Consider the following 26,209-nt stretch of genomic DNA (forward strand, 5'->3'; position numbering starts at 1 on the left):
CCGCTTCGACGCACCTCCTGCAACAAACAGAAGCGGACATCTGATGTGCTACAAAAACCGGACAACTTGAAAAGCTACCGACAGAGCGATAGCGTCGAATAGCCGATCGCCTATGCACAAACGAAAAAGGGCGCCGACGGCGCCCTTTGAATCCCTAACCCTTGTTGGCCTCAGCTGTCGAGGAAGCTTCTGAGCTTGCGCGACCGGCTCGGGTGCTTGAGCTTGCGCAGCGCCTTGGCTTCGATCTGGCGGATACGCTCGCGGGTGACCGAGAATTGCTGGCCGACCTCTTCAAGCGTGTGGTCGGTGTTCATACCGATGCCGAAGCGCATTCTGAGCACGCGCTCTTCGCGCGGCGTCAGCGAGGCCAATACGCGCGTCGTCGTCTCGCGCAAATTGGCCTGGATCGCTGCGTCGATCGGCAGGATCGCCATCTTGTCCTCGATGAAGTCGCCAAGATGCGAATCCTCCTCGTCGCCGACCGGCGTTTCGAGCGAGATCGGCTCCTTGGCGATCTTCAGCACCTTGCGCACTTTTTCCAGCGGCATGGCGAGCTTTTCCGCCAGTTCTTCCGGCGTCGGCTCACGGCCGATCTCATGCAGCATCTGGCGCGAGGTGCGCACGATCTTGTTGATCGTTTCGATCATGTGCACCGGAATGCGGATGGTGCGCGCCTGGTCGGCGATCGAACGGGTGATCGCCTGCCGGATCCACCACGTCGCGTAGGTCGAGAACTTGTAGCCGCGGCGGTATTCGAATTTGTCGACCGCCTTCATCAGGCCGATATTGCCTTCCTGGATCAGGTCGAGGAACTGCAGGCCGCGATTGGTGTATTTCTTGGCGATGGAGATGACGAGGCGCAGATTGGCCTCGACCATTTCCTTCTTGGCGATCGCGGCTTCGCGCTCGCCCTTCTGCACCTGGTTGACGATCTTGCGGAATTCCTGGATCGAAATCGCCGTCTCGGTGGCGAGGTTCTGGATCTCGGCGCGCAGGTCGCGGATGGCGTCCTTCTCGTTCTTGGTGAATTCCTTCCAGCCGCGCGAAGTCAAATTGCCGATCGAGCGGGTCCAGTTCGGATCGAGCTCCGAGCCCTGATATTCCTTGAGGAATTCCTCCCGGCGCACACCATAGCTTTCGGCCAGCCGCAACAGCTTGCCTTCGTTCTGCACCAGGCGCTTGTTGATGTCGTAGAGCTGCTCGACCAGCGCCTCGATGCGCGCCGTGTTCAAGGACAGCGACTTCACCGCCTTGATCAGCTGGTCCTTCAATTCCTTCAGCCGGCGGTCCTGGCTGGGCGACAGCGTGCCGGCGGCGGCCAGCCGGTTCTCGACCTGCTGGTCCTGCAGCTTGCGCAGTTTCTTGTAGGTGTCGGCAATGACGTCGAGCGTCTCCATCACCTGCGGGCGCAGTTCCGCTTCCATCGCCGCCAGCGACAGGCTCGCCTCGTCATCGTCTTCCTCGTCATCGTCCACCAGGCCACGGGTGTCGCCGCCGACATTGGTGATGTCGTCCTCGTCCTCGCGCGAACGGCGCGACTTTTCCTCGGTCTTGGCCTCCTCGATACGCTCGACAACCGGCGCCTGCTTGGCCTCCGGCCCGGCATAGGTCGCCTCGAGGTCGATGATCTCGCGCAGCAGGATCTTCGATTCGTTGAGCTCGTCACGCCAGATGATGATGGCCTGGAAAGTCAGCGGGCTTTCGCACAGGCCCGCGATCATCGTCTCGCGGCCGGCCTCGATGCGCTTGGCGATCGCGATTTCGCCCTCGCGCGACAGAAGCTCGACTGAGCCCATCTCGCGCAGATACATGCGGACCGGATCGTCGGTGCGGTCGGTCGGCTCTTTCTTGGTCGTGGTGGCGGCGACGGCGGTGCCGGTCTGCTCGGCCAGCTCGTTGGCGTCTTCCTCGGCGTCAGCGGCGGTATCGGCGGCTTCGGGCTCCTCGCCCTGCTCGTCGTCCTCGACCACGTTGATGCCCATGTCGGAAAGCATGGCCATCGTGTCCTCGATCTGCTCGGAGGTCACTTCCTCCGAGGGCAGCACCGAATTCAGCTCGTCCATGGTGACATAACCGCGCTTCTTGGCGGCCTTGATCATCTTCTTGACAGCATCGTCGGAAAGGTCGAGCAGAGGGCCATCGGTCGCGGCCTCGCGTTCGGTCTCGACTTCTTCCTTTTCTTTTGTCGCCATAGTCTTTATTTTCTCCAAGCGGCTGAGTATCAAAGCCGCGTAAGCTGCCGGTCCGGTCAAATTGGATGCGCTCCTTCCAGAACGCGCTTTACCGGGCCAGTAACTGCATCTCTCGTTAAGTCCAGATTAACCCTGATATCTGTGGCAAGCTGACTGCCTGTCCAGTGATCAGTACCTTACATCGCTGCATTCCCGTCGATGCCGGGGCGGGCTAACGTTTCGAATCGACCTGATTCCGCCATTCTGCCGGAAGGTCAAGCGCCTCTCGCATGATTCGCATGAAAAAAGCGAATCAATTACCCGACTTAGAGCACCGCACGCTTGATTCAACGCGCAAGCACGTCCTTACATTTCAGTCTTCTGGAGGCTTCGATCTAAACGCGCCCAGCTCTGCCCGACGATACGCCAAACCCTTCGATCAGCGCTTCCGTTGCCTGCACATCACGAAATTGCGCCTGGATTTCGACCAGGTGCCGGTAATTTTCGTCCGTGGGATCGCTGGCGAGCGCTGCTTCCGCCTGCTTCAGCTCCTTATGTAAGGTGCGCGCGCTGCGCTGCAAGTGGAGAGCTTGGCTGAACGCATCGCGAGCATCGTCGAGTGCTGCCGTTTCCAGCGCCGGCCATTGCCGCGCACGTTTGATCAGCGCCACTGCGCGCTGCCAGATCTCACCGCAGCCGGCCCGCTCGATCGTCGCGATTACAGCCTCGCGGTTGTTGGCCATATCGTGCGCCATGGCGTCGAGGATGGCCGCATGCAGCCGCTTCAGATCGGAATTGGCGAGATCGAGGAACTCGACATGGGCGAAATTCTCGTCGATCAGCACGGGATGGTTGACGAGGGCCGCAATGATCGTCGCCTCGCGCACCGACATGCCCTCGCCACCGCGTTTGACCAGCGCCGAGCGGCCGAGGCTTTCGGTGATCGCGGTGCGCCCACCGGCATTTCCGCCACGTGCAAACTGTCCGCCGGGTGCTGAGACCCTGCCCGGGAAGCGCTCACCGGGCCGTCCGTCCTGACGTCCCTGGCGTCCGCGCTGGGCACCGAAGAAGCTCTGCACGCGCTCGCGCATTTCCTGTTGGTAGTGATAGCGAAGGCTCTCGTCGCGGATGCGGCTGGTCAGTTCGCGTAGAGTCTTTTCGAGCTCCGCCCGCCGTTCCGGCGTGTCGAAGATGCCGCCGGCGGTCTCGCGCATCCACAAGAGGTCGGCCAGCGGCCGTGCCTCGGAAAGCACGGCGCGGAACGCATCCGGCCCGTCACCCTTGACCAGATCGTCGGGATCCTTGCCCTCCGGCAGCAGGGCGAAGCGCACGGAGCGGCCTGCCTGGACCGCCGGCAGCGCCATGTCGGCGGCGCGCCACGCTGCCTTCAACCCGGCCTGGTCGCCGTCGAAGCACAGCACCGGCTCGCCAGCCATGCGCCATAGAAGTTCGAGCTGGTTTTCAGTCAACGCGGTGCCGAGCGGCGCCACCACGTTTTCGAAGCCGGCCTGCGCCAGCGCGATCACATCCATGTAGCCTTCGACGGCAATGACGGTGCCGCCCTTGGCCAGCGCCCCCTTTCCCAGCACTTGGCGCGCACGGGCGAAATTGTAGAGCACGTTGCCCTTGTGGAAGAGCTCCGTATCGGGCGAGTTCATATATTTGGCCAGCGCATCCGGCGCCAGTGCCCGCCCTCCGAAGGCGATGATCTTGCCCCTGGAATCCGGGATCGGGAACATGATGCGGTCGCGGAACCAATCGTAGGAAACCGGGACGTCGTCGCCATGGCGCACCAGCCCGCACGCCTCGATGTCGGCCTTGAGGACACCCTTGGCGGCAAGATGCTCCTTCAGCGCATTGCGGCTGTCGGGGGCATAGCCGAGGCGGAAAGACTGCTGCGTCGCCGGTGTCAGCCCCCGGTCGCGCAGATAGGCGCGGGCCTTTGCCCCTTCCGGTCCCTGCAGCCGTTCCTGGAAGAACGCCGTCGCCATCTCCATGACGTCAGTCAGGCTGGCGCGTTCCTTTTCGCGCCGCTCCTCCTGGGCATCGCGAACCGGCATCGGCACGCCGGCCATGTCGGCGATCTTCTCGACCGCTTCAGGAAAGCTCATCCCGTCAAGTTCGGTCAGGAACTTGAAATGGTCGCCCGAAACCGAGCAGCCGAAGCAATGGTAGCGGCCCTTCTTGTCCTCGCAGTGGAAGGACGGGCTCTTCTCGCCATGGAAGGGACAGCACGCCCAATAGTCGCCGCGCGGCGCGTTAGTCTTCTTCCTGTCCCACGCGACGCGCTGGCCGATCACCGAAGAAATCGGCACGCGGTCGCGGATCTCGTCGAGGAAAGCAGGCGGAAAGCGCATGGGGGACAGCTCGTTTGGCCTCCATATAATCACACGAGCGAAGCCCGACGACTCCTAATGGCGATCATACCCGGTTTTCACAGGCCAAAAAGAGAAGGCGGCCCGCGGGCCGCCTTCTCGATCTAAACCGACGCAGCGCGGTCAGCCATTCCGGGCTCACTGCGCGGCGATGGCGCCGAAGATCAGGCCGGAGAGAACGCTGACCAGCAGATAGTCGTTGCCGACCCGGATCCATTCCTGCCCGGGACCCGGACGGCGCAGGCCATAGTGGCGGTAGTCGCGGATCGGCTGGTGACGCTTCCAGCTGGAATATCTCTGGCCGTTGCGCCAATGGCTGCGCTTCACGACGATCTTTTTCTTCACCACGACGCGCTTGTTCACGTCGACATGCCTGCCGGGCCTTTGCCAGTCGACCTGGCTGTAGTTCGACTGCGGCGCGTTTGGTGTGTTCAGAGGTGCAGCCTGGCCCTGCCAGGTGGTTGCAGCCAGCATCGAGAAGGCAATGGCGGAAAGAACGATACGTTTCATGGCGGGTACTCCTTGGTTGTCGATGCCTACGGAATAGAGCCGGGAGGATGAACCGAAACTGAACACCGAGATTACGTTTTCGTAATGATTTCCTACATTTAGAACGACTAATTCAGCGCTATCTTTAAAGCGGGCGTCCGAGAATGGACGCATGACCCGCCGCAACTCCGCAGTCTATGCAACCATTTTGTCAACCATCCATTTCCGACACGCTCCGTCGCGTGCCAACAGGCGTCGAAACCGGGAAAATTTATTATTCGGCTAAAATAAATCGGAGTAATATCAACCTCTGCAATGTCCACGATTCGCGCCCACTTTTGCACCCTTGACGTCACGGCGCCCGCGTCGCTGGCATCTGTTGGGTTGCGGGGTCGGGCATGAGTGGCTCTGTCGTTTTGCTGCACCTTGCCGGTGCGGTCGCATTGATGCTGTTTGCCACCCGTTTGGTGAAGACCGGCGTCGAGCGCGCCTATGGCGATGTGCTGCGCCACAAACTGCGCGCCACAATGCGCAATCCGTTCATGGCGGTTCTGGCCGGCTGCGGCCTGGCTGTCGCGCTGCAAAGCTCGACCGCCGTCACCTTGCTGGTCGGCTCATTCGCCGGCTCCGGTATTGTCAGCGGCATGTCGGGCCAGCTTGCGGTGCGCGGCGCCGAGATCGGCTCGGCACTGGTGGTCAAGCTGCTCACCTTCGATCTGTCGCTGCTGGTGCCCATCTGCCTGGTCGCCGGCACCGTCATGTTCATGGCCACCGAGCGGCGCGACTGGCGCCAGTTCGGCCGCATCCTGGTCGGCATCGGCCTGCTGCTTCTGTCGCTGGAGATGATCGGCCAGGCGTCGGAGCCACTGCGCCAGAGCACGCTGATGCCGCTCATCGTCGATTACTTCTCCGGCGATCCGGTCACCGCCTATCTTCTGGCGGCGTTGGTCACCTGGCTGTTCCATTCCTCGATCGCCGCGGTGCTGCTGATGCTGACGCTGGCCGGCCGCGGCTTCATCCCGCCCGAACTCGGCATCGTGCTGGTGCTCGGTGTCAATCTCGGCTCTTCGATCATCGCGCCGCTTCTAACCCGCAACGCAGAACCCGGCGTTCGTATCGTGCCGATCGGCAATCTCCTGATGCGCGGCATGGGTTCGCTGATCATGCTGATCCTGTTCCTGACGTTCAAGCCGCCGGTCGCCTTCTTGGGCAGCACGGTGCCCGAGCAGATCGTCAATGCCCACATTGTCTTCAACATCCTGATCCTGATCGCCGGCCTACCGCTGGCGAGCCTGGTCTATCGCGCCTCGGAAAGGATCGTGGCGTTGGGCACCAAGCCCCAGGCCGCCAACGCGCTCGACGTCGTCGAGCTTTCGGCGCTCAACGAAAGTGCTCTCGACGTGCCGAGCCAGGCATTAGCCAACGCCACCCGCGAGGTGGTGCGGGTCTGCGAAACGGTCGAGATCATGCTGAAACGGATCATCGAGCTCTATGAGAGCGCCGATGCCGAAAAGATTGGCGCGCTGGCCGCACTCGACGACCGTGTCGACAGAAAGCACGCGGCGATCAAGCTCTATCTGGCCAGGGTCACCAAGAACCCGCTGAGCGAGGACGAGGCCCTGCGTTGCCAGGAACTGATCGGCGCCTGCGTCAAGCTGGAGCAGGTCGGTGACATCATCGTGCGCAACATGTTGGTCCACGTGAAGAAGAAATTCGAGCGCGGATTGGAGTTCACGCCGGAAGGCTGGCGCGAGCTTTGCGCCTTCCATGCCTTGGTGCTTGCCAATGCCAGGCTTGCCTTCAACGTGCTGGTGTCCCGCGATCCGGAGACCGCTCGCCAGTTGGTACTGGAAAAGGACCGGCTGCGCGACCGCGAGAAGGAAACCAGCCAGAGCCATTTCGTGCGGCTGCGCGACGGCACCCCCAAGAGCGTCGAGACCAGTTCGATCCATCTCGACACCATTCGCGACCTCAAGCAGATCAACTCGCTGCTCGCCTCGATGGCCTATCCCGTGCTTGAGGAGCGCGGCCTGCTCACCGGTTCGCGGCTGAAGGCTGGATAGATTGCATCCACAGGCCGGGAAGCTTCAGAACATCGCCTATGAAAATTGCTGTGGGCCAATGCGCAAAAATTATCTTTGCGCCACCTCCTGTCTGTCGGCTAAAGATCGCCGCATCTACCGGAAGGAAAGTCGATGGACACCCATTCCCGCAGCTTCGCCAAAGCGCTTTCCTGGCGCGTCACCGGCACCATCGACACGATGATCATTTCGCTCGTCGTGACCGGAAGCATCAAGCTCGCCGCGGCCATCGGCCTGACCGAGGTCGTCACCAAGTCGCTGCTCTACTATCTTCACGAGCGAGCGTGGCTGAAAATTCCTTATGGAAGGAAGGCAGCCGCCTAGCTCTTGCCTCCGCGGCGGGCGCCTGACCGGCGATCAAGAAAAGCTAAAGCGGCGTCGACAATTTCTGGATTGCCCGCTGCCCTCATCCGTGGTTTGAGGCGACCTTATCCGAGGATCGTCTTTCCGCCATGCTCCCCCTCATTGCCCTGTTCATTGCCGCCTTCGCCTTCGGCACCACCGAATTCGTCATCGCCGGCGTGCTGCCGCAGGTGGCGGAGGGCCTTGGCGTCGCGATCCCGACCGCCGGCTATCTCGTTTCCGGCTATGCCGGCGGCATTGCAGTCGGCGGCCCGCTGCTGGCGCTCGCCACCAAAAGGTTCTCCCGCAAGGCCCTGCTGCTTGGACTGACTGCAGCCTTCACCATCGGCCAGGCCGCCTGCGCGCTGGCGCCCGACTTCGCCTCGATGCTGCTGTTGCGGATAGCGGTGGCCGTGGCGCATGGCGCCTATTTCGGCGTTGCCATGGTTGTGGCCGTCGGCCTCGTGCGCGAAGACCAGCGCGGCATGGCGGTGGCGCTGATCCTGTCCGGCCTCACCGTATCGAACGTAATCGGCGTTCCGGCCGGCACGGCAATCGGCAACATCTGGGGATGGCGTGCGACATTCTGGGTGATGTGCGCGCTCGGTGTGGTGGCCTTCACGGCAATCGGCGCCCTGCTGCCTCGCAAGACGGGATCGTCGAGCCCGTCGGCGAGCCTTGGAAGCGAGGTCCGCGTGCTCGCACGCCAGCAGGTCTGGACCTCACTCATTATTATGCTGATGCTGATGATCGGCCAGTTCGGCCTGTTCACCTACATCACGCCGACGCTGCTTGAGGTCACAGGCCTCGACGAGAAATGGATACCTTGGGTGCTCTTGCTCAATGGGGTCGGCGCAACGATCGGCGTCTTCGCCGGCGGGCGGCTCGCCGACTGGAAGCTGATGCCGTCGCTCATCGCCATGCTTTTCCTACAGGCGGCAATGCTCGCCTTGATCTACGCTGTCAGCCCTTACCCGCTGCCGATGGTGATAGCGATCTTCGTCTGGGGCGGCCTCAACTTTGCCATCGGCACGCCGATCCAGACCCGCATCCTGACCTGGACCGCGGACGCCTCCAACCTTGCCTCGTCGCTCATCCCGTCGGGCTTCAATGTCGGCATCGCGCTCGCCGCATCGCTCGGCGCGGCGATGCTCAATGCCGGCTATGGCTATCGCAGCCTGCCGGTGGTTGGCGCGATCGCCATGCTGGTCGCGGTCGCGGTTGCGCTTGCCTCGCATGTCTGGGAATGGCGAAGCCGGGCTGCGCCGCCGCTGCCGGCTGCCGCCGAATAGGGCTACAGATCGATCCGGTAGCGCAGGCTTTCCGCGCCGCCATAGGCGGCGTCCTCGAAGAAACGCCCGACGAGCCGGCCGCCATTGGCCAGAACGACCATCTGCGAGGGCACATTGTGAGGCTTGCAGGTGATTTCGACGAAGGGCAGGCCAACCGCCCTCGCCTCCACCAGCATCAGCCGCAGCGCCTCGGTCGCATAGCCGCGTCCCCGTTTCCACGGCACCACCGCATAGCCGATGTGGCCGAGCACATGCGACGGCAGCGCCGCGGTGCCGTGCTGCCAGCGCAGGCCGATTGAGCCTGCGACTTCCCCGTCCCAGATCCAGCGCCGGAATCCGGGCAGCCGCGGCACCGTCGAACCGTCGGGCAAGGTGATCGGCGGTCCCTTGCCATCGGAATCGTCGAGATCGCCAAGGAAAGTCGCCGGATCCTTTTCGATAGCCGCAAGCTGCTCGCGCGTCGCGTCGAGCAGCCGCACATTGTCCGGCGACCAGCCGCGCTCGAGGGCCGCCTTGTAGGACGGCAGGTGTTCAAGCGCCGGTTTGACGAGTTCGATCACGGGCGCGAGCTTTTTGGCTGCCGGATTGCGGACGCGACGGCAAGGGCCTTCGGCAGCTTACTGAAGCAGGCTCTTGACGATGCCGCTCGCCTTGGAAAAATCCATCTGACCGGCGTATTTCTCCTTGAGCGCCGCCATCACCTTGCCCATATCCTTGACGCCGCTAGCGCCGGTCTCGGCGATGGCGGAACGGACGGCGCTTTCCGTCTCGGCCTGACCCAGTTGCGTCGGCAGGAAGTCGCGGATGATGGCCATCTCGTCGCGCTCCTGCGCTGCAAGCTCCGGCCGCTTGCCGTCATCGAACGCCTTGGCCGATTCTTCGCGCTGCTTCACCATCTTGGCCAGGATCTGCAGGATTTCGTCGTCGCTGGCCGGCTCCTTGCCGGTGCCGCGATTGGCGATGTCGCGATCATGAATGGCCGCCTGGATCAGCCGCAATGTCGGCAGCCGGCGCTTGTCCTGCGCCTTCATCGCACTCTTCAGGGATTCGGCGATTTTGCCTCGCATGGTGCTTTCTCCTTCGAATGCCGCGGACAATAGTCGTGCCGATAGCTCAAGGCAAATTCGATAGCGTCCGGCAAACCGCTGATATTGTTCGACGATATAAATCCAGGCACGCACGGCGCGGCATCATTGACCGCCTTGGCGCCTTCCCCTATGTACTGGGCCTTGCATGAATTGAATTCTAGTGCACGTCGCCCAAAAATGCGTAGCGATTTTGGGCAACGACAGGCACAAGTGAAAACTTAGCGCGCCGAGGCTGTGAGATCGCCGCTTCGCGCCTTTTGTTGCGCCGACTGAGGGCGCAACCTTTAGGAGTGCCGCCATGGCAACGATGACAGCCGCGTCGACCCCCCCTTGGGCCACCGAGAGGCCGACAGCCCTGCTGGTGCTGGCCGACGGCACTGTCATAGAGGGCCGCGGTCTGGGCGCCACCGGCTCCGCCGTCGCCGAGGTCTGCTTCAACACCGCGCTGACCGGCTACCAGGAGATACTCACCGACCCATCCTATGCCGGCCAGATCGTCACTTTCACCTTTCCGCATATCGGCAATATCGGCACCAATGACGAAGACATCGAGGACCTCAACCCGCTGGCCCGCGCCGGCGCCGTCGGCGCCGTGTTCAAGGCCGATGTCACCAACCCGTCGAATTACCGCGCCGGAACCGGTCTCGACCAGTGGCTGAAGAAGCGCGGCATCGTCGCACTTTCAGGCATCGACACGCGGGCGCTGACCGCGCTGATCCGCGAAAAGGGCATGCCCAATGCCGTCATCGCGCACGCGCCCGACGGTATCTTCGACGTCGATGACCTCAAGCGCCGCGCCGCCGCATGGTCAGGGCTTATCGGGCTTGATCTCGCCAAGGAGGTGACCTCCGGCCAGTCCTCGGTCTGGCGCGAGACGCCCTGGGTCTGGAACGAGGGCTTTGGCGAACAGGCTGATCCGTCGATGCACGTCGTTGCCGTCGACTACGGCGTCAAGCGCAACATATTGCGCCTGCTGGCCGGCCTCGGCGCCAAGGTCACTGTGGTGCCGGCAAAAACCGGCGCCGAGGAGATCCTGGCGATGCGGCCCGACGGCATTTTTCTATCCAACGGCCCTGGCGATCCGGAAGCCACCGGCGACTACGCCGTTCCGGTCATCCAGGATCTGTTGAAGACCGAAATCCCGCTTTTCGGCATCTGCCTCGGCCACCAGATGCTGGCGCTGGCGCTGGGCGGCAAGACCGCAAAAATGCATCAGGGCCACCACGGCGCCAATCATCCCGTCAAGGACCACACCACCGGCAAGGTCGAGATCGTCTCGATGAACCATGGCTTTGCCGTCGACGCCGACTCATTGCCGAGCGGCGTCGAGGAAACGCATGTCTCGCTGTTCGACGGTTCGAATTGCGGCATTGCGCTCACCGGCAGGCCGGTCTTCTCGGTCCAGCATCATCCCGAAGCCTCGCCCGGCCCGCAGGATTCGCACTATCTGTTTCGCCGCTTCGTCAATCTCATCCGCGAAAAGCGCGGCGAGCCGGCACTGGCCGAGCGTGTTTAGCGCATTGCGTAAAAACGGATTTGATTGACGGCGCCGGCCGAGCTCCCGGCGCCGATCAAGCCCGGTCTGTCACCGCTTCCTGCGCGTGCATGCGTTTGACTTCCTTCGGCGTCGGCTTGGCCACCCTGGTGACGAAGACGACGAGCGCCAGCGTGAGGAAAATCGTGCCGAGCAGATACGGGGCACCGCCGAAAACCACGGGCGCGTTCGGCCCCGTGAACCAGGAAAAGATCGTCGTATAAAGCAGCGGTGTGATGATCGAGGTGATCGAGAAGATCGAGGTCATCGCGCCCTGGAGTTCGCCCTGGGCGGAAGGTGGCACCTTGGCGGCCGCCAGGCTTCTGAGCGGCGGGTCGGCCAACGCCTCGAGACATCCAACGACGATCACTGCATAGATCATCCAGCCTTGTGACGCGAAGGCGTAGCCGAAGGCGCTGAGTGCGGTAAATGCCAGACCGATTACCGCCGTCTTCCACTCGCCAAGCTTAGGGATCACGCGCGGCAGGACTGTCGCCATGACGATCGCCCCGCACAGGCCGAAGGCGCCTAGCGAGAAGCCGATCTGTTGTTCGCTCCAGCCATAGCGATAACTGGAGACGAACGACCAGACCGCAGGATACATCATGTGCCCCAGCGTCATCAGAAAGAAGACAAGTCCGATCCAGCCGATACCTTCGTAGTTGCGCATCTGGACGAGCGTGCCGACCGGGTTCGCGCGTTTCCACTCGAAGCGGCGACGGTGCTTGTCATCAAGTGTTTCCGGCAACAGAAACAGCGCGATCAGAAAGTTTGCGAAAGCAAGCCCGGCAGCGAAATAGAACGGCACACGCGGCCCGAACGTGCCGAGCAACCCGCCCAGAACCGGCCCGATGACGAAGCCGACGCCGAAGGCAATGCCGAGCAGCCCGAAATTCTTCGCACGATTTTCGTCGGTCGAGATATCGGCAATGAATGCCGATGTCGTGGAATAACTGGCGCCGGAAATGCCGGCCAGCACGCGGCCGATGAACAGCATCGGATAGGACCAGGCGATAGCGCAGACCAGATTGTCGATAGCGAACGTCAGCACCGAGGCAAGCAGGATAGGCCGCCGTCCGAACCGGTCGCTCAACCCACCCATCACTGGTGCGAAAACGAACTGCATCGCCGCATAGACGAAGAACAGCCAGCCGCCCTCGATAGCCGCCTCACTGATGCCGACGCCGGTCAATTCCCTGAGATAGGCCGGCAGCACCGGCATAATGATGCCGAAGCCGATGATGTCGAGCAGCAGGGTGGTGAAAACAAGCGCAAGGCCCCGCCTGGCGGTTTTGGGGTCTATCATGATGGTATCTCCTCGGGCCGCCCGAGCGAACGGGAACACACCTTATAGGCGAGCACATCGCTGGGAACAATGAGGGAACGGGCCGAGTGCTTTCATCCTGACATCCCCTGACTGCGATCCAGTCTCTCGGATTAGCGAGAAAACCGGCGGTTCAGATCGGGTTGTTGAACGTGTCGCAGTCCGAAAGCTTGCCGTTCTGGAAGCCGCGCGCCAGCCAGGTCTGCCGCTGCTGCGACGTTCCGTGGTTGAAGCTTTCCGGCACGACGTAGCCCTGCATCTTCTTCTGCAGCGTGTCGTCGCCGATCTGCTTGGCGGCGTTCAGTGCCTCCGCCATGTCGCCCTGCTCCAAAATGCCCTTCTGGCCGGTGAAATGTGCCCAAATGCCGGCAAAGCAGTCGGCCTGGAGCTCGACCTGCACCGACATGTGGTTGGCGTCCGCTTCGCCCATGCTCTGCCGCATCTGGTTGAATTTGGGCAGGATGCCGACGAGGTTCTGCACGTGATGGCCGACCTCATGCGCGATCACATAGGCCTGTGCGAAATCGCCCGAGGCACCGAACTGCTGATCGAGCTGCTGGAAGAAGGTGGTGTCGAGATAGACCTTGCGATCGTTGGGACAGTAGAATGGTCCGGCCGCTGACGAGGCAGAACCGCAGGCGGAGCGAATCTGGCCGCTGAACAGGACCAGTTTTGGATCTTGATAGGTCAGGCCCTCGGACTGGAAAATACCGGTCCAGGTATCCTCGGTCTCGGCCAGCACGGTCGACACGAACTGCTTCATCTCGTCGGATGCCGGCGCACCGGTGCCGCCGCCTTGCTCGCCGCTATTGTCGGTGATCTGGCCGCCGCCGGGCTGCAAGCCGCTGTTATCGAGGATCTGACTCGGGTCGAAGCCGAAATACCACCCTGCCAGAAAAATCAACCCTACGATGATAATGCCCGACATGCCGCCGCCGCCGGCACGACCGCCGATCGGGATGCGAAACTGCCCCGGCCCGCCGCCAAGCCCGCCGCTCTGGCCGCGCTCGTCCTCGACATTGTCACTCTGACGACGGCCCTTCCAGAGCATGGCAACCCCCGTGATGCAATTTTCCGGCCGATCGGGCCGTGTCCCGGTTCGATCGGACACGACAACAATTATCTCAATGGTTACGCCAAGTCACAGTATTTTTCGTGCGAACAAGCAATGCTTGCTGACGCTTGCCTGCTCTGGCCGAGACATCGCAAGGTCTGTGCCGTTCACCCTGCTCGTGGGAAACGAGTCGCGCGAAGAGATACGCTGGCCGTGCTTTTCAGCGGGCGGCGATTATTGCCTTGCGAAAGGCTTCGAGCGTCTCGGCGCTGACATGATGCTCGATGCCCTCGGCGTCGATGCGCGCCGTCTCGGCGCTGACCCCGAGCGAGCGCAGGAAGGCCTCGACCGTCTGGTGGCGAATGCGGCTCTCTTCCGCAACCTTGCGGCCGGCATCGGTCAGGAACACGCCGCGATAAGGCTTCCGGGAGACCAGCCCGTCGGCGCACAGCCGCGTCAGCATTTTCGCCACCGTCGGCTGAGCGACGCCGAGCCGTGCCGCGATATCGACCTGGCGCGCCTCGTTGCCATCCTCGATCAGGTCGGCGATGAGCTCGACATAATCCTCGACCAGCGCGCTGCGGCGCGCTTCACGCGTCTGCCTGAAGCCTTCCGAGTGGATTTCTGCGTCAGGCAGCGGCTTTTCGCGAGGAACCGGTCTTTTCTTCAGCGCCAATACGCGCTCCTCCCGGCAGTTTGAATCGACATTGCGGTCATAACACGGAACCCTATTGGTTCTGGCCGTTTATTTCCATTCGGTGGCCGGCGCAACCGGCGTTCACTGCCGTTCCGGCCGCACGGCCAAGCGGCCACAGGAAAAAGCTCAGACAATGAAATATAGCATATTGCATAATGTTCAGCCGTGGCATAGATAAGGAGACAACATCGATCGTTCCAGTGGAAAGCCATTTCATGTCGGAAGCCGAAGCCACCTCAGCCCCCCGGTCCATGTGGCGATTTGCCCGCCCGGGTGACGACGAGCAGCCCAGCCTTCGCGAAGTCAACGCAACGATCTCGGTGCCGCACTCGGGGATCTGGCTTCGCCGGCTGTTCGCCTTCATGGGGCCGGGCTACATGGTTTCGGTCGGCTATATGGATCCGGGCAATTGGGCGACCGACCTCGCCGGCGGGGCCCAATTCGGCTACACGCTGCTTTTCATCATCATGTTGTCGAACCTGATGGCGATCCTGCTGCAGGCACTCGCCGCCCGGCTCGGCATCGCCACCGGCCGCGACCTTGCGCAGGCGTGCCGCGCCTATTATCCGCGACCGGTCAATTTCATGCTTTGGGTCGCTTGCGAATTGGCCATCATTGCCTGCGACCTGGCCGAGGTCATTGGCACGGCGATCGCCTTGCAACTGCTGTTCGGGATTCCGCTGATCGGCGGCGCCATTATCACCGCGCTCGATGCCTTCCTGCTGCTGCTGCTGATGAACAAGGGCTTCCGTTTCCTCGAGGCCTTCATCATAGCGCTTTTGATTATCATCTTCGGCTGCTTCGCCATTCAGATCTTTGCCGCCGCCCCGCCGGTCGGCTCCATCCTGCACGCGATGTTCGTGCCGTCGTCCGAGATCGTCACCAATCCGGCCATGCTCTACATCGCCATCGGCATCATCGGCGCCACGGTGATGCCGCACAATCTCTATCTGCATTCCTCGATCGTGCAGACCCGCGCCTATGAGCGCACCGATCGCGGTAAGCGCGACGCCATCAAATGGGCGACGACCGACTCGACCATCGCGCTGATACTGGCGTTGTTCGTCAATGCTTCCATCCTGATCGTGTCGGCGGTGGCGTTCCACGGCACCGGTCATCATGACGTTGCCGAGATCGGCCAGGCCTTCGAGCTTCTGTCGCCGCTGCTTGGCCTCGGCATCGCTTCCATCCTGTTTGCCGTAGCGCTGCTCGCCTCCGGCCTGAACTCGACGGTGACGGCGACGCTCGCCGGCCAGATCGTGATGGAAGGGTTCCTGCGGCTGCGCATCCCGCAATGGGCGCGCCGCCTGCTGACGCGCGGCATCGCCATCATTCCGGTGGTGGTGGTCACCGCGCTCTATGGCGAGAAGGGAACCGGCCAGTTGCTGGTCTTCAGCCAGGTAATCCTGTCGATGCAGCTCCCCTTCGCTGTCGTACCGCTGGTGCAGTTCGTCTCGGACAAGCGCAAGATGGGCAATTTCGCCATTTCCCGCGCTGTTGCCGTGCTGGCCTGGGTGGTTGCCGCGCTCATCCTGGTGCTCAACTTCAAGCTGCTCTACGATACGGTCGTTGGCTTGGGCTGAGCGTTCTCGGCTCCAAGCTGAGACGATAAGGTCGGCAGTCACCTGCCCCCGGTCCTAGAAATTTGCCGGCCGCTGTCGGACAAATGTCCGTTCGCCCGTCCTTGGCTCGAACTCCGGCCATGACGGCACGGACCAGGGAAAGGGAGCTCCAATGAGGAAGATCATCGCCGCAACATTCGTCAGCCTCGACGGCGTCATGCAGGCGCCTGGCGGCCCGCAAGAGGACCCTGTCGGCGGCTTCAAATTCGGCGGCTGGACGTTTCACTACTGGGACGATGTGATGGGCGCCGCGATGGGCGAGACGTTTTCAAAACCGTTCGCGCTGCTTCTCGGCCGCAAGACTTACGACATCTTCGCCGCCCACTGGCCTTATCAGAAGAATGATCCGATCGCCGACAGCTTCAACGCCGTCACCAAATATGTGGCGACGCACAGGCCGGATTCGCTGTCCTGGCAAAACAGCCAGCCGCTCGGCAGCGATGTCGTGGCGACGTTGCGCCGGATGAAGCAGGAGGACGGCCCCGACCTGCTCATTCAGGGATCGAGCGAGCTGATCCAGACCTTGCTCGCCAATGACCTGATCGACGAGATCAGCTTGCTGATCTTCCCGCTGGTGCTGGGCAAGGGCAAAAAACTGTTCGGCAGCGGCACGATACCTGCCGCCTTCAAGCTGACCCGTTCGCAGGCATCGACCACCGGCGTCCTCATGGCGAGCTATGAACGCTCCGGCGAGATCAAGACCGGGTCATTTGCCACGGAGCAGCCGTCCGAAGCCGAGATCGAGCGGCGAAAGAACTGGAAGTAGATGCCGCCGCGGGGCGATCAAGGACGGCTGAACACTGGCCGTCCTTTTTGCTGTTTTTAAGCCGCCTCTCGTCGCCCTGCCAACCCATCGCGGAGGTGGCCCGCGAATGCCAGTGCAGCCGGGGCGACGTCGTGCTTCGGCAAATGCAGATTGATCGAAAAATTCGGCAATGACGGCAGCTCCGGATCGTTGGCCAAAATGTCGAGGTCGACAGGCACGGTCGACGCCAACCAGGTGGTGACGGCCAAGTCCGAACGCACCGTCGCCGTCGTCGCGTCGATGCTGCCGTTTTCGAATACGGTGCGCCATTCCAGCCCATGCTCGTTAAGCGCCTCCAGCACCACCGGGCGGAACGCACAGGTCTCGGCGACCATCGAAACCGGCAAGGGCCGCTTGCCGCGGGCGGCGCCGCCTTTGGCGCCGACCCAGACCAGCCGGTCGACAACAAGGCATTCACCGGCCGACCGACCGATCGGCTCCTCGATCACCGCGAGCTCTATCGTGCCGCTCGCCAAGGCTGCGGCCAACTCTGGCGACGAAGCACAGACAAGCGAGATCTCGACCTGCGGATAGGCCTCGGCATAGGCCTTCAGCACCGGCGCAAGCAAGGTGCCGACAAGGTCGTACGGCACCCCGAGCCTCACCTGACCGGCAACCGCATCGCCCACCATCTCCGCCAGGATCTCGTCATTGAGGGAAAGCAGGCGCTTGCCCTTGCCGAACAATCGCTCGCCGGAGCGGGTCAATCGCAATCCGCGCCGATCGCGATCGAACAGGCTGCAGCCGAGAACCTCTTCCAAACGCTTGATCTGCTGGCTGACGGCACCTTGCGTCAAATGCAGCACGTTGGCCGCCGCCGTCATGCTAGCCTTGTCGGCAACGGTGACGAAGGTTCGAACCAGGGCAGTATCGAGGTTGCGGAGCATCCGGCTATTATATTTGCTAATGCCTGTCATAGCAAACATTGCATTTACTGATGAGCCGAACAGCCTACGGTGCAGGCTTCAAAGGAAGCAGCATGTTTGAAACCGGCCTTCCCCTCGTCCTGTTCGCGCTGGTCTCAACCTCAACGCCCGGCATGGCCACGACCTTGTCGACGGCGTCCGGCGCGCAGTTCGGCTTTCGCCGCTCTATCCCGCTGATGGCCGGGAGTGCGGCCGGCCTGGCTACGGTGGCTGCGGCAGGTGTTGCCGGGCTCGCCGGTCTGCTGGCTGCCGCTCCTTCGCTGCAACTGGCAATGAAAATGGCCGGTACCCTCTATCTGACGTGGCTTGCCCTCAAGATCGGCCGCAGCGGTCCGCCCAACCTGGACGTGGCCATGGCAAAGCCGAACAGCTTTTTGGGCGGCGCCGGCCTGCAATGGATGAACCCAAAGGGCTGGGCCATGGGGCTGGGAGCGGCGGCATCCTTTGCCGCGCTCGCCAACGGGCCGCTGCAGCTCGCCGTGCTGCTCGGCACGGTCTTCGGTCTTGCAGCGGCCCTATCGCTGGCGGCGTGGTGCGTGGCGGGCACGCTGCTCGCCCGGTTGCTGCGAACCGAGCGGCAGTGGCGCATGCTCAACGCCGTGCTTGGCCTGCTGCTGGCCGCCTCGATCATTCCTATGTGGCGGACAGCGTAAGATCAGTTATTTCAGGCAGCGTAGCGTGCCGCCGGCTTGCCGGCCAGCAGGCTGCCGAAGAAACCTTGCCGCGCACCAAGATAGGATTCCAACCCAGCCGGATCGGAGAGCCCGGGCGCGGTGACGGTTTCGCCCTTGGCCAGGCCGACAAGCGCTGCATCGACCAGATCGTCGGCAGTCATAACGATCTCTGCCGGCAGGTCGGCAATATCGCTTCCGGCAACTTCCCAGAACTCGGTCCGCGTAGCCCCCGGCAGCACGACCTGTATGGCGACCTTGCTGTCGGCGACTTCCCGCTGCAAGGCCTCGGTGAAGTTGACGACATAAGCCTTTGTGCCGCTGTAGATGCCGCCGAACGAGGTGTCGAAGGCCAGCACCGACGCGATGTTAACGATGGCACCGCGGTTGCGCGCCAGCAGCTCCGGCAGGACCGCGCGGGTCAAACGAGTCAAAGCCACGACATTGACCTTGATCATGCGCTCGGCCACATCAGCGTCGGCCGTTGCCACCATCTGCGCGCCGCCAAGGCCGGCATTGTTGACCAGCAGCGTCACGCTGTCGTCGGTTGATATCGCCTGCTCGACCCGTCGCAGATCGCCGTCGTCGGCCAGGTCGGCGCTGATGACGCCGACCTTGATGCCATACGCGTAGCGGAGCCTCTCCGCCAATTCCTCCAACCGATCGGCGCGCCGCGCCACCAGCACCAGATCATAACCTAGGCCGGCGAGCCGGTCGGCATAGACCGCGCCGATGCCGGACGAGGCGCCGGTGACGACCGCTGTACCTTTGTCCTGATTGCTCATTGTCTTGCTCCTTCTGGTTCGATTCCAAATGCCAGTGCCGCACGGCAACACACCCTGCTTCGACTGGCACACGAATTATCGGCATATGCCACTATTTGAACGTAGGCATATGCCACCATCTTGTCAATCCGGGGAGCAAGGACTATTTCTGGTTTGCATCGAGGGGTCCCTTCCGGTCCCTCATCGGAAATCCGCCAATGTCCCAAACCACCCTGCCCGGCCTGGCGCTTTGCAATAACGCCATGCTGCGCCGCGCGACGCGGAAACTCGGCCAGTTCTATGACGATGTGCTGGCCCCATCGGGTCTGAAGGCCACGCAGCAGGGCCTGCTTTATCAAATCCACGTCGGCAACGAACCGACGATGGGTGCCATTGCCGCGGCCCTCGTCATGGACCTGTCGGCCCTCGGTCATACGCTGAAGCCGCTGATCCGCGACGGTTATGTCGAGACCTTCGCCGACCCTGCCGACCGCCGCATCAGGCGCGTCAGGCTGACACCGCAGGGCCGGACCAAGCTCGAAGAAGCCCTGAAGCTGTGGCAAGTCGCTCAGCAGCGCTTCGAGGAGATGTTTGGCAAAGAGCAGGCGGCAAGCCTGCGAGCGGCGCTGGACGAAATCGCCGCGCTGAATTTTGACGCACCGCCGGCCGCGACTTGAACTATCGGCGGCCGGCAGCCAAGCTCCACTGACAGCCTTATTCGGCCGGCATCGCCACCGGTCGCGCCGCCAGGTGGCCCGCCAGCACGACGCCCAGACCGACGATCGGGAATGCCGCCGCGACCACACCGAGGTCGGCCGGTGCGCCATAGCGCAGCACCGCGGCGCCGACCACAGCGCCCAGTGCCACGCCGAGATAGAGCGCCGAAGCGTTCAGCGACAGCACGATTGGCGCGGCATCGGGCGCCAGCTTGATGATGCGGCTGGCCTGCGCCGGCGGGAATGCCCAGCCGACGATGCCCCACGGCACCATCATGGCCATCAATGCCGGCCCGGCGATCTCGCGCGGCAGGAACATCGGGATCAGCGAAAACGTGACCAGCATCGCGGCACTCAGCGCCAGTGACCAGCAGACGATGCGCGTCGCGCCGAAACGGTCGGCGGCCTGACCGCCGCCGATATTGCCGATGACCGCGCCAACGCCGAAAGCGAGCAGCATTCCGGGAAGCGCGATCGGGTTCAGTCCGCCGCCTTCGATCGCGAGCGGCGCGACAAAGGCAAAGACGGTGAAGGCGCCGATCAGGGCCAGGATGGTCGTCACCAGGATAGGCATGACGCCGGGGCGAAGTGCCGCTGCCAGCCGCATCCGGAGCGGCAGCCTGGTGCCGACGATGCCGCGCGGCAGCCGGTACCACAGGATCGCGCCGGCGAGCGCACCAAGGCCGGCAATGGCAAAGAAGGTGCCGCGCCAGCCGGCAACCGTCGCAACGAGCGCGCCGAGCGGTGCTCCGACCGCGACCGCAACCGTAGTGCCGCCGACGACCACGGCAATGGCGCGGGCGCGGTGATGATCGTCGACAAGCGCAACGGCCGTTCCCTGTGCGGTCGCCGCGAACAAGCCTGACGACAGCGCCATGACGATGCGCGCGATCAACAGCAATTCGAAGGAGGAGCTTAGCGCCGCGGCGACGTTGCCCACCACGAAGAACACCAGCGTCCACAGGATGACGCGGCGCCGGTCCCATTCGCCGGTCAGCGTTGCCAGGATCGGCGTGCCGATCGCATAGGCGAGCGCAAACGCGGTGATCAGCGTGCCGGCGAGCGGAACGGAGATGGCGGCATCCTTTGCAATGTCGGGCAAAAGGCTGGAGATGACGAAACCTTCGGTCGAGATCGTGAACGATCCGAGCGCAAGCCAGATGAGGCGCTTATCCATGGCAATTTCCTTAGTTCAAAGGTTATTGAACAATTGGACATAACAGGGCATGATGTCAATAAACCCGCTGCAAAATAGCCGAACCATCCTGACAGCCCGGTGTCAGGACGGGGCGACGGGACGAAACTATGTGTCCATTAGCCACGAGAGGAGATGCGTTGAAATCGGCTCCGAATGTGCTTAATTCCTGGGCATGACCTTGCCCCATCCCACCGCCGACCAGATCAGCCTGCCGAACGTGCTTGCCGTGCTCGGCGACCCGACGCGACTGGCCATCGTGCGCTATCTCGCCAGCAAAGAGGGCGTGCCGCTGAATTGCAGCCGGTTCCTCGATCTCTGCTCGAAGACCAATCTGAGCTACCATTTGGCCAAGCTGCGTGAGGCCGGCGTCACCCGCACCGAGGCGGTTGGAACCAGCCGGCTGATCACGCTGCGCCGTGACGATCTCGACCGCCGCTTCCCGGGCCTGCTCGACAGTGTTATTGCCGCGGCCGGCGACGCATCGTTGCCGGCGGTCGGCGGCCACGAGATCGAAGTCCGCGCCTGAACGACCCGAAGCTGGGTTCCGCTCTCGCCCGCCTCGCGAGGCGAGCAAAGTAGCTTCACCCGCCCTCCAGCCATTCCAATTAACGGAGCCTGCCATGCGCATTGCCGTCCTCGCCGACATCCAAGGCAATGTCCTGGCGCTCGACGCCGTGCTCAATGATCTGCGGCAGCGCGGCGGCGCCGACCTCATCGTCAATCTCGGCGATTGCGTTTCCGGCCCGCTCTGGCCGCGCGAGACCATGGAGCGGCTCGAGACGCTCGAACTGCCGAGGGTGCGCGGCAACCACGACCGCCGCGTTGCCCGCGACACCGCCGACGAGACCATGTGGCCGTCCGACCGCTACGCGCAGGAACGGCTGACCGCAGGCCAACGCGAGGCGCTATTTGCGCTGCCCGTCACGCTGGAGGTGGCGCCCGGCATACTCGCCTTCCACGCCCGGCCCGACCACGACGAAAAATACCTGACTGACGCGATCGTCGACGGCCGGCTGGTGCGCGCGCCGCTGGTCGCAATCGAGCGGCGCCTCGGCGCGATCGATCCCGCCTGCCGCATCATGCTTTGCGGCCACAGCCATCGCAGCGAGCTGGTCCGCATTCCCGGCGGTCCGGTCATCTTCAACCCGGGCAGCATCGGCTGCCCCGCCTATGACGATTCAACCCCGCCGGCGCATGTCTCCGAGCAGGGCTCGCCGCACGCCCGCTATGGCATCGTCGACTTGCATCCGTTTCGAAGCCATCGCCGTCGATTATGACCACGAGGCGGCGGCGTATCAGGCCGAGCAGGCGGGACGGCCCGAATGGGCTCACGCGCTGCGCACCGGCTTTATGTCGGGCTGAGCTTGCTCATCCCAGGCTGAGCTTGCTCATGCCTAGCTGAACGGATGACCGCCTTCGAGCGGCAGAAGTCGCGACCGGTCCAATCTTCAGTCGTCGGACGCCGATCGCTTCGTTCGCTTGGCAGGACGTCGGGCGCTGGCCGCCGAAGTCTTGGATGCCGAAGTCTTGGACGCCGAAGTCTTGGACGTCGAAGTCTTGGTCCCCGAAGCCTTTGGCCGTGACGTCTTGGGCGCTAGTTGCGTTGGGTTGAAAGTCTGTGCTGGGGCGGATTCGGAACCGGCCCGAATGTCGGCGTCGCGCACCTGCTGGCCAAAGTTCAGGCCGGTCAGCTCTTCAATCTCGGCCACCGTCGAAAGGAACTCCGATACCCTGGCAATTTCAAGCGGGTCATCGAATGCCTCGGCACGCTCGCCGAACGCTTCGGGCATCACTTCCAAAACCGGCTTCTGGTCCGCCAGCAGCGCGATGGCGCGCAGGCCAGCTTGATCGGACCACAGCGCGATCTTCCAGAACTTCAGCGGAACATGGCTGTCGAAGCGGTAGGGAGGATCGTCCTCGCCGAACACTGGCCCGGCAAACACCGTGACACGGCCTCGCGTCGTATAGGCGTTGCGCAGCACATAGGTTTCTACCGCGCGCCATCTCAACTTCCCTTTGGAGCCGGGATGGTCAAGCGAGCTTCCTTGATTGAAGAAGCCGACTTGCGGCGCAGCATTGGTATAAAAGAACGTGTCGCGTTCTGCCGCGACCGCCTCCTGATCGACGCCCCATGCGGGGTCGCCGCGAAGTGTCATATGGCCCTTCTGGAACATTCGAGCGATTCGTTCCTTGGATTTTGCGACGGGAAATCCAGGCACATTCTGGCTCGAATAGAATTCCTGGTTCATCTGCTCGCCAAGGTCGATGCGCCGATCCGGCCGGAAAGCATCGCTGGCTTCCGAACCGGAAATCGACTCCACCCCCAATTCGACAAGCGACGGGTTGTCGACGACCGTCTTGTCCTCACGATTGACCGCCTTGGTGCGGGATCCATCGATATTGCAGGCGGTGACGAAGGCAAGCCTGCGATCGGCGTTCATCAAGATCGAAAAATGATGGTAGCGCAATTCGTGTGGGTCCTCTCCCGGTTTGGCAAGAAGGTTTTTGGCCAACCGGTAGGGTGAATTGGCAACCGTCGGCATTGCTAGGACAAAGCCCGGTATGAAGCCGGGCTCATACCCTCCACGATCTTCGAAATCCTCTGTTTTCCAACCCGCGGCCTCGGCGATGGCCACCTTCCCGGGTTCGCTTGCCGGGCCTTTGCCGTCGTTTCGTCTCGCATCGCCTCCGTCGCGGTCGATCAGCGGCGCCCGGACATTTATCTCGACGGGAAAAGTCCAGGTGACCGAGCCATCGGCATTGTGTCTCGTCGCCGGCGGATTGCGATCCGGTTCCGGCCGCTGCACCGGCTTGTCCGGCACATCTTCGCGAATATCGGCGTTCAGCCGAACTGTCTCGTCCATCATGCGCGGCATGCCGGCCCAAATCGCCAGAGCTTGCGAAACCGCCGATGCCGAGGAGCCCGGCAGCTTGGACTTTCTAGCACCCAGATCGTCAACGATGGCGCTGATCCGTATGCCTTCGTTGATCTCACGCGCAAGCGCATAGCCACCTATGCCCGTCACCTCGTGGAACGGGCCGGCCCAATGGTGCAGGGCGATAGGTTCCCATTCATTGTTGAAGACCGGGGAGCCGGACGAACCCTGTTCGGTGTCGGCGACATAGTGCAGCACTTGCACCGTTTCGTCGCGGGCCACCAGCCGGTTTTCACGCAACACCAGTTCCTTGAAGCGGCCATCGGGATGCTGAACGATGTTGGCGATTTCGCCGAGCATATGCTTGTCGCGCGCATCCGACAGCGAGATAAAACCGAACTCCCCCAGTTCCTTTGGACCGGAACGCCGCTCGCCAACTCCGATCAGCGTATAGTCCAGACCCTCTATGCTATCGGTCACGAAACAGGATTCAGGATCGAACAGGAACGTCGTCGGCGTACGCACGGCATTCACACCGTCCTGCTCATAATCGAACTGGACCTGGAAGCGCCGGGAATCCGCCGGCGACGAAATCACATGGTTGTTTGTGAGGAACAGCCTTGGCCCGACCAGAAAACCCGATCCTTGTGGATTGCCGTTGAGAAAGGCAACGCGGCCAACCGCATCGGCAGCACGGCGCCCACGCTCGAGGAATGCGACCCCGATGAAATCGAGCGTTGGGCCGAGAATTGCCTCCGGCCCTGGCTGCTTGGCGGCGGCCTTTCTTTCCCCGGCAGACCTCATGTCGATCGCTGCCGATATCATCTCCGCTTCGGTGCGGCTGAGCGACGCCTTTACCTGCAACCTGTCGAGGCGCCTGGAGAGGGTCTGTTCGGCGGCCAGCGGATTGCCGTTGGCGATGTGACCAAGTGAAGCCTCAATCTCGGCGCGCGTTTTCTTGATACGCTGGCGAACTATGTTTTCCACCTGCGCAAATATTTCAAGGTCGACCATATTGCCCTCCTCAACCTTACTTGAGAGAGTGCATATTTACATGAAATGTGCAATATTTTGCCGGCTGTTATTTCACGGAAGTGGCCTGGTCGCGATTCAACACGCGGCACCTTTTCGGGCTTACACAGCGCCGTCTCGTCGCCTATAAAAACCGGCTGGCGTGCGATGGCGTTTTCGTGCCTGGCCGCGCCTTCGGCAATTGAACCTACCGCCCATGGCAGATGATTAGGCGCACAGTAACACTCCCGACGACGCTGCTTGCGATGGTTGCCGCTCCGCTGATGCTGGCGGAGTTGCCGGCCAACGGCCAGGAGCCGGAGCCCATTATCTCGATTGTGACGGGTCTTGCTCCGGATGATCTCCTGAACGTGCGCGCCACGGCGTCGGCCATGGGCAAGGTCGAAGCACGGCTGCCGAGTGGTTCGAGTGTGAAAAATCTCGGCTGCGGCGACGTCAGCGGCTACAAGTGGTGCAAAGTCCAAGACATTGACGACCCGACGCTGAGCGGATGGGCTCCGGCGCGCTACCTAGACCCTATCAATCCCCGGCAAGTGACACCCCAGGCGGCGGCCGATACGGAGAGCCCTGCCTCTCAACCGCTGCCCGATCTGACAACGCGCCTCGGCGCAACCGGTCCCGAAACGACGCTGGACTCCGCTGACGCAATCGGCAGGGTGGCGATCGAGGACGCTTACCGCTTGGCCCTGGCCGCTGGAAACCCCTCGACTGCACAGGTTGATGGATCGCCGCCCGTGGCTGCGGACCCCGTCCGGAATTTCGGCGCGGCCAACGCGGCGCCCCCGGCCGACGCACAGACCGTTGCGCGGCTTCAGCCGCCGGGGACACCGGTACCCGGTGCCGGCAACGCCATCCCCTGCGCGCGCTATCTCGGCCAGCCGATGACTAGCTGCAAGGCAGACGTCGTGCGCACCGGCGACAAGATCGACGTGACCGTGAGATGGCCCGATGGCGGCACGCGCATCATCAGCTTCCAGGCCGGCAAGCCGGCCGGTGCGGACGCGCCCGGCGAATTCCGCTTCACCCGCGAGGGCAGCCTGAACATGATCCGCGTCGGCGTTTCGGAACGCTTCGAGATCACGGATGCTTTGGCGTTGGGGGATAGTGGTAAGGGAATAGGGCAGTAGGGCAATATGTTTAAAGGGCGCTCGA

The 26,209-nt window shown here is 62.7% G+C and carries 22 protein-coding genes and 1 pseudogene; 11 read left to right on the top strand and 12 right to left on the bottom strand.

The window, feature by feature from the left end:
• Nucleotides 1–170: 170 nt before the first annotated feature.
• The 3 genes from rpoD to NKI58_RS22315 all read right to left on the bottom strand — a co-directional run bounded on the left by rpoD (nt 171) and on the right by NKI58_RS22315 (nt 5,056).
• Nucleotides 171–2,192 (bottom strand): RNA polymerase sigma factor RpoD, encoded by a 2,022-nt coding sequence (rpoD, locus tag NKI58_RS22305; protein ID WP_023678297.1) that lies wholly within the window; start codon nt 2,190–2,192, stop codon nt 171–173.
• A 374-nt stretch (nt 2,193–2,566) separates the two neighbouring features.
• On the bottom strand, nt 2,567–4,528 hold the full coding sequence (gene dnaG / locus NKI58_RS22310) for a DNA primase (protein WP_352789189.1): 1,962 nt from the start codon (nt 4,526–4,528) through the stop codon (nt 2,567–2,569).
• 156 nt (nt 4,529–4,684) lie between these two features.
• Nucleotides 4,685–5,056 carry an RcnB family protein gene (locus NKI58_RS22315; RefSeq protein ID WP_352789187.1) on the bottom strand — a complete coding sequence of 124 codons (372 nt, stop codon included), beginning with the start codon at nt 5,054–5,056 and terminating at the stop codon, nt 4,685–4,687.
• Nucleotides 5,057–5,433: 377 nt separating this feature from the next.
• Here NKI58_RS22315 and NKI58_RS22320 point away from each other — a divergent pair, with 377 nt between their 5' ends.
• The 3 genes from NKI58_RS22320 (at nt 5,434) to NKI58_RS22330 (ending at nt 8,750) form a co-directional block, all read left to right on the top strand.
• Nucleotides 5,434–7,098: a Na/Pi cotransporter family protein gene (locus NKI58_RS22320; RefSeq protein ID WP_352789184.1), complete on the top strand. Its 1,665-nt coding sequence runs from the start codon at nt 5,434–5,436 to the stop codon at nt 7,096–7,098.
• Between the two features lie 132 nt (nt 7,099–7,230).
• Nucleotides 7,231–7,440, top strand: a complete 210-nt coding sequence (locus NKI58_RS22325) for a DUF2061 domain-containing protein (protein ID WP_023678301.1) — start codon at nt 7,231–7,233, stop codon at nt 7,438–7,440.
• 128 nt (nt 7,441–7,568) lie between these two features.
• A complete protein-coding gene (locus NKI58_RS22330) occupies nt 7,569–8,750 on the top strand; it encodes an MFS transporter (protein WP_352789181.1) in 1,182 nt (393 codons plus the stop codon).
• A gap of 2 nt (nt 8,751–8,752) precedes the next feature.
• Here NKI58_RS22330 and NKI58_RS22335 read toward each other — a convergent pair whose 3' ends face one another.
• Entirely contained in the window at nt 8,753–9,310 is a 558-nt protein-coding gene (locus tag NKI58_RS22335; RefSeq protein ID WP_352450715.1) for a GNAT family N-acetyltransferase, read from the bottom strand.
• Between the two features lie 57 nt (nt 9,311–9,367).
• Nucleotides 9,368–9,817, bottom strand: coding sequence for a GatB/YqeY domain-containing protein (locus NKI58_RS22340; RefSeq protein WP_352789178.1), 450 nt, complete (start codon nt 9,815–9,817; stop codon nt 9,368–9,370).
• 319 nt (nt 9,818–10,136) lie between these two features.
• Between NKI58_RS22340 and carA the strand changes: the two genes are divergently transcribed.
• Entirely contained in the window at nt 10,137–11,354 is a 1,218-nt protein-coding gene (gene carA / locus NKI58_RS22345; protein WP_352789175.1) for a glutamine-hydrolyzing carbamoyl-phosphate synthase small subunit, read from the top strand.
• Between the two features lie 55 nt (nt 11,355–11,409).
• Here carA and NKI58_RS22350 read toward each other — a convergent pair whose 3' ends face one another.
• The 3 genes from NKI58_RS22350 to mntR form a co-directional block, all read right to left on the bottom strand.
• The gene (locus NKI58_RS22350) at nt 11,410–12,678 is read right to left on the bottom strand and encodes a TCR/Tet family MFS transporter (RefSeq protein ID WP_352789172.1); all 1,269 of its coding nucleotides are present in this window, start codon (nt 12,676–12,678) and stop codon (nt 11,410–11,412) included.
• A 151-nt stretch (nt 12,679–12,829) separates the two neighbouring features.
• The gene (gene ypfJ / locus NKI58_RS22355) at nt 12,830–13,747 is read right to left on the bottom strand and encodes a KPN_02809 family neutral zinc metallopeptidase (protein WP_352450712.1); all 918 of its coding nucleotides are present in this window, start codon (nt 13,745–13,747) and stop codon (nt 12,830–12,832) included.
• A 223-nt stretch (nt 13,748–13,970) separates the two neighbouring features.
• Nucleotides 13,971–14,426 (bottom strand): manganese-binding transcriptional regulator MntR, encoded by a 456-nt coding sequence (gene mntR, locus NKI58_RS22360; protein WP_023678308.1) that lies wholly within the window; start codon nt 14,424–14,426, stop codon nt 13,971–13,973.
• Nucleotides 14,427–14,662: 236 nt separating this feature from the next.
• Between mntR and NKI58_RS22365 the strand changes: the two genes are divergently transcribed.
• Nucleotides 14,663–16,030 (top strand): Nramp family divalent metal transporter, encoded by a 1,368-nt coding sequence (locus NKI58_RS22365; protein WP_352789166.1) that lies wholly within the window; start codon nt 14,663–14,665, stop codon nt 16,028–16,030.
• Nucleotides 16,031–16,181: 151 nt separating this feature from the next.
• Nucleotides 16,182–16,835 carry a dihydrofolate reductase family protein gene (locus tag NKI58_RS22370; RefSeq protein ID WP_023678310.1) on the top strand — a complete coding sequence of 218 codons (654 nt, stop codon included), beginning with the start codon at nt 16,182–16,184 and terminating at the stop codon, nt 16,833–16,835.
• Between the two features lie 56 nt (nt 16,836–16,891).
• Here the strand turns inward: NKI58_RS22370 and NKI58_RS22375 are convergent, their stop codons facing one another.
• Nucleotides 16,892–17,761: a LysR family transcriptional regulator gene (locus NKI58_RS22375; protein WP_352638255.1), complete on the bottom strand. Its 870-nt coding sequence runs from the start codon at nt 17,759–17,761 to the stop codon at nt 16,892–16,894.
• Between the two features lie 92 nt (nt 17,762–17,853).
• On the opposite strand from NKI58_RS22375, the gene NKI58_RS22380 reads away from it, so the two are divergent.
• Nucleotides 17,854–18,453 carry a LysE family translocator gene (locus tag NKI58_RS22380; protein WP_352789162.1) on the top strand — a complete coding sequence of 200 codons (600 nt, stop codon included), beginning with the start codon at nt 17,854–17,856 and terminating at the stop codon, nt 18,451–18,453.
• Nucleotides 18,454–18,464: 11 nt separating this feature from the next.
• Here the strand turns inward: NKI58_RS22380 and NKI58_RS22385 are convergent, their stop codons facing one another.
• Complete coding sequence (locus tag NKI58_RS22385; protein WP_023678313.1) at nt 18,465–19,256, bottom strand: SDR family NAD(P)-dependent oxidoreductase; 792 nt, start codon at nt 19,254–19,256, stop codon at nt 18,465–18,467.
• A gap of 197 nt (nt 19,257–19,453) precedes the next feature.
• Here NKI58_RS22385 and NKI58_RS22390 point away from each other — a divergent pair, with 197 nt between their 5' ends.
• Entirely contained in the window at nt 19,454–19,912 is a 459-nt protein-coding gene (locus NKI58_RS22390) for a MarR family winged helix-turn-helix transcriptional regulator (RefSeq protein ID WP_023678314.1), read from the top strand.
• Nucleotides 19,913–19,949: 37 nt separating this feature from the next.
• Here the strand turns inward: NKI58_RS22390 and NKI58_RS22395 are convergent, their stop codons facing one another.
• Entirely contained in the window at nt 19,950–21,128 is a 1,179-nt protein-coding gene (locus NKI58_RS22395; RefSeq protein ID WP_352825158.1) for an MFS transporter, read from the bottom strand.
• A 193-nt stretch (nt 21,129–21,321) separates the two neighbouring features.
• On the opposite strand from NKI58_RS22395, the gene NKI58_RS22400 reads away from it, so the two are divergent.
• Both NKI58_RS22400 and NKI58_RS22405 read left to right on the top strand, forming a co-directional pair.
• Entirely contained in the window at nt 21,322–21,675 is a 354-nt protein-coding gene (locus NKI58_RS22400) for an ArsR/SmtB family transcription factor (RefSeq protein WP_352457526.1), read from the top strand.
• A gap of 94 nt (nt 21,676–21,769) precedes the next feature.
• Nucleotides 21,770–22,511 (top strand): annotated as a pseudogene (locus NKI58_RS22405) (metallophosphoesterase family protein).
• Nucleotides 22,512–22,597: 86 nt separating this feature from the next.
• Here the strand turns inward: NKI58_RS22405 and NKI58_RS22410 are convergent.
• A complete protein-coding gene (locus NKI58_RS22410) occupies nt 22,598–25,039 on the bottom strand; it encodes a DNA/RNA non-specific endonuclease (protein ID WP_352789152.1) in 2,442 nt (813 codons plus the stop codon).
• Between the two features lie 263 nt (nt 25,040–25,302).
• Here NKI58_RS22410 and NKI58_RS22415 point away from each other — a divergent pair, with 263 nt between their 5' ends.
• The gene (locus tag NKI58_RS22415; RefSeq protein WP_352789149.1) at nt 25,303–26,184 is read left to right on the top strand and encodes an SH3 domain-containing protein; all 882 of its coding nucleotides are present in this window, start codon (nt 25,303–25,305) and stop codon (nt 26,182–26,184) included.
• The last annotated feature ends 25 nt before the right edge of the window (nt 26,185–26,209 follow it).

Source organism: Mesorhizobium sp. M0522 (assembly GCF_040321085.1).
GTDB lineage: Bacteria > Pseudomonadota > Alphaproteobacteria > Rhizobiales > Rhizobiaceae > Mesorhizobium.

What these genes read in the sequence shown, in the direction of transcription:
- rpoD (WP_023678297.1), bottom strand. Translation starts at nt 2,192, where the DNA reads ATGGCGACAAAAGAAAAGGAAGAAGTCGAGACCGAACGCGAGGCCGCG.
- dnaG (WP_352789189.1), bottom strand. Translation starts at nt 4,528, where the DNA reads ATGCGCTTTCCGCCTGCTTTCCTCGACGAGATCCGCGACCGCGTGCCG.
- NKI58_RS22315 (WP_352789187.1), bottom strand. Translation starts at nt 5,056, where the DNA reads ATGAAACGTATCGTTCTTTCCGCCATTGCCTTCTCGATGCTGGCTGCA.
- NKI58_RS22320 (WP_352789184.1), top strand. Translation starts at nt 5,434, where the DNA reads ATGAGTGGCTCTGTCGTTTTGCTGCACCTTGCCGGTGCGGTCGCATTG.
- NKI58_RS22325 (WP_023678301.1), top strand. Translation starts at nt 7,231, where the DNA reads ATGGACACCCATTCCCGCAGCTTCGCCAAAGCGCTTTCCTGGCGCGTC.
- NKI58_RS22330 (WP_352789181.1), top strand. Translation starts at nt 7,569, where the DNA reads ATGCTCCCCCTCATTGCCCTGTTCATTGCCGCCTTCGCCTTCGGCACC.
- NKI58_RS22340 (WP_352789178.1), bottom strand. Translation starts at nt 9,817, where the DNA reads ATGCGAGGCAAAATCGCCGAATCCCTGAAGAGTGCGATGAAGGCGCAG.
- carA (WP_352789175.1), top strand. Translation starts at nt 10,137, where the DNA reads ATGGCAACGATGACAGCCGCGTCGACCCCCCCTTGGGCCACCGAGAGG.
- NKI58_RS22350 (WP_352789172.1), bottom strand. Translation starts at nt 12,678, where the DNA reads ATGATAGACCCCAAAACCGCCAGGCGGGGCCTTGCGCTTGTTTTCACC.
- ypfJ (WP_352450712.1), bottom strand. Translation starts at nt 13,747, where the DNA reads ATGCTCTGGAAGGGCCGTCGTCAGAGTGACAATGTCGAGGACGAGCGC.
- NKI58_RS22365 (WP_352789166.1), top strand. Translation starts at nt 14,663, where the DNA reads ATGTCGGAAGCCGAAGCCACCTCAGCCCCCCGGTCCATGTGGCGATTT.
- NKI58_RS22370 (WP_023678310.1), top strand. Translation starts at nt 16,182, where the DNA reads ATGAGGAAGATCATCGCCGCAACATTCGTCAGCCTCGACGGCGTCATG.
- NKI58_RS22375 (WP_352638255.1), bottom strand. Translation starts at nt 17,761, where the DNA reads ATGCTCCGCAACCTCGATACTGCCCTGGTTCGAACCTTCGTCACCGTT.
- NKI58_RS22380 (WP_352789162.1), top strand. Translation starts at nt 17,854, where the DNA reads ATGTTTGAAACCGGCCTTCCCCTCGTCCTGTTCGCGCTGGTCTCAACC.
- NKI58_RS22385 (WP_023678313.1), bottom strand. Translation starts at nt 19,256, where the DNA reads ATGAGCAATCAGGACAAAGGTACAGCGGTCGTCACCGGCGCCTCGTCC.
- NKI58_RS22390 (WP_023678314.1), top strand. Translation starts at nt 19,454, where the DNA reads ATGTCCCAAACCACCCTGCCCGGCCTGGCGCTTTGCAATAACGCCATG.
- NKI58_RS22395 (WP_352825158.1), bottom strand. Translation starts at nt 21,128, where the DNA reads ATGGATAAGCGCCTCATCTGGCTTGCGCTCGGATCGTTCACGATCTCG.
- NKI58_RS22400 (WP_352457526.1), top strand. Translation starts at nt 21,322, where the DNA reads ATGACCTTGCCCCATCCCACCGCCGACCAGATCAGCCTGCCGAACGTG.
- NKI58_RS22410 (WP_352789152.1), bottom strand. Translation starts at nt 25,039, where the DNA reads ATGGTCGACCTTGAAATATTTGCGCAGGTGGAAAACATAGTTCGCCAG.
- NKI58_RS22415 (WP_352789149.1), top strand. Translation starts at nt 25,303, where the DNA reads ATGGTTGCCGCTCCGCTGATGCTGGCGGAGTTGCCGGCCAACGGCCAG.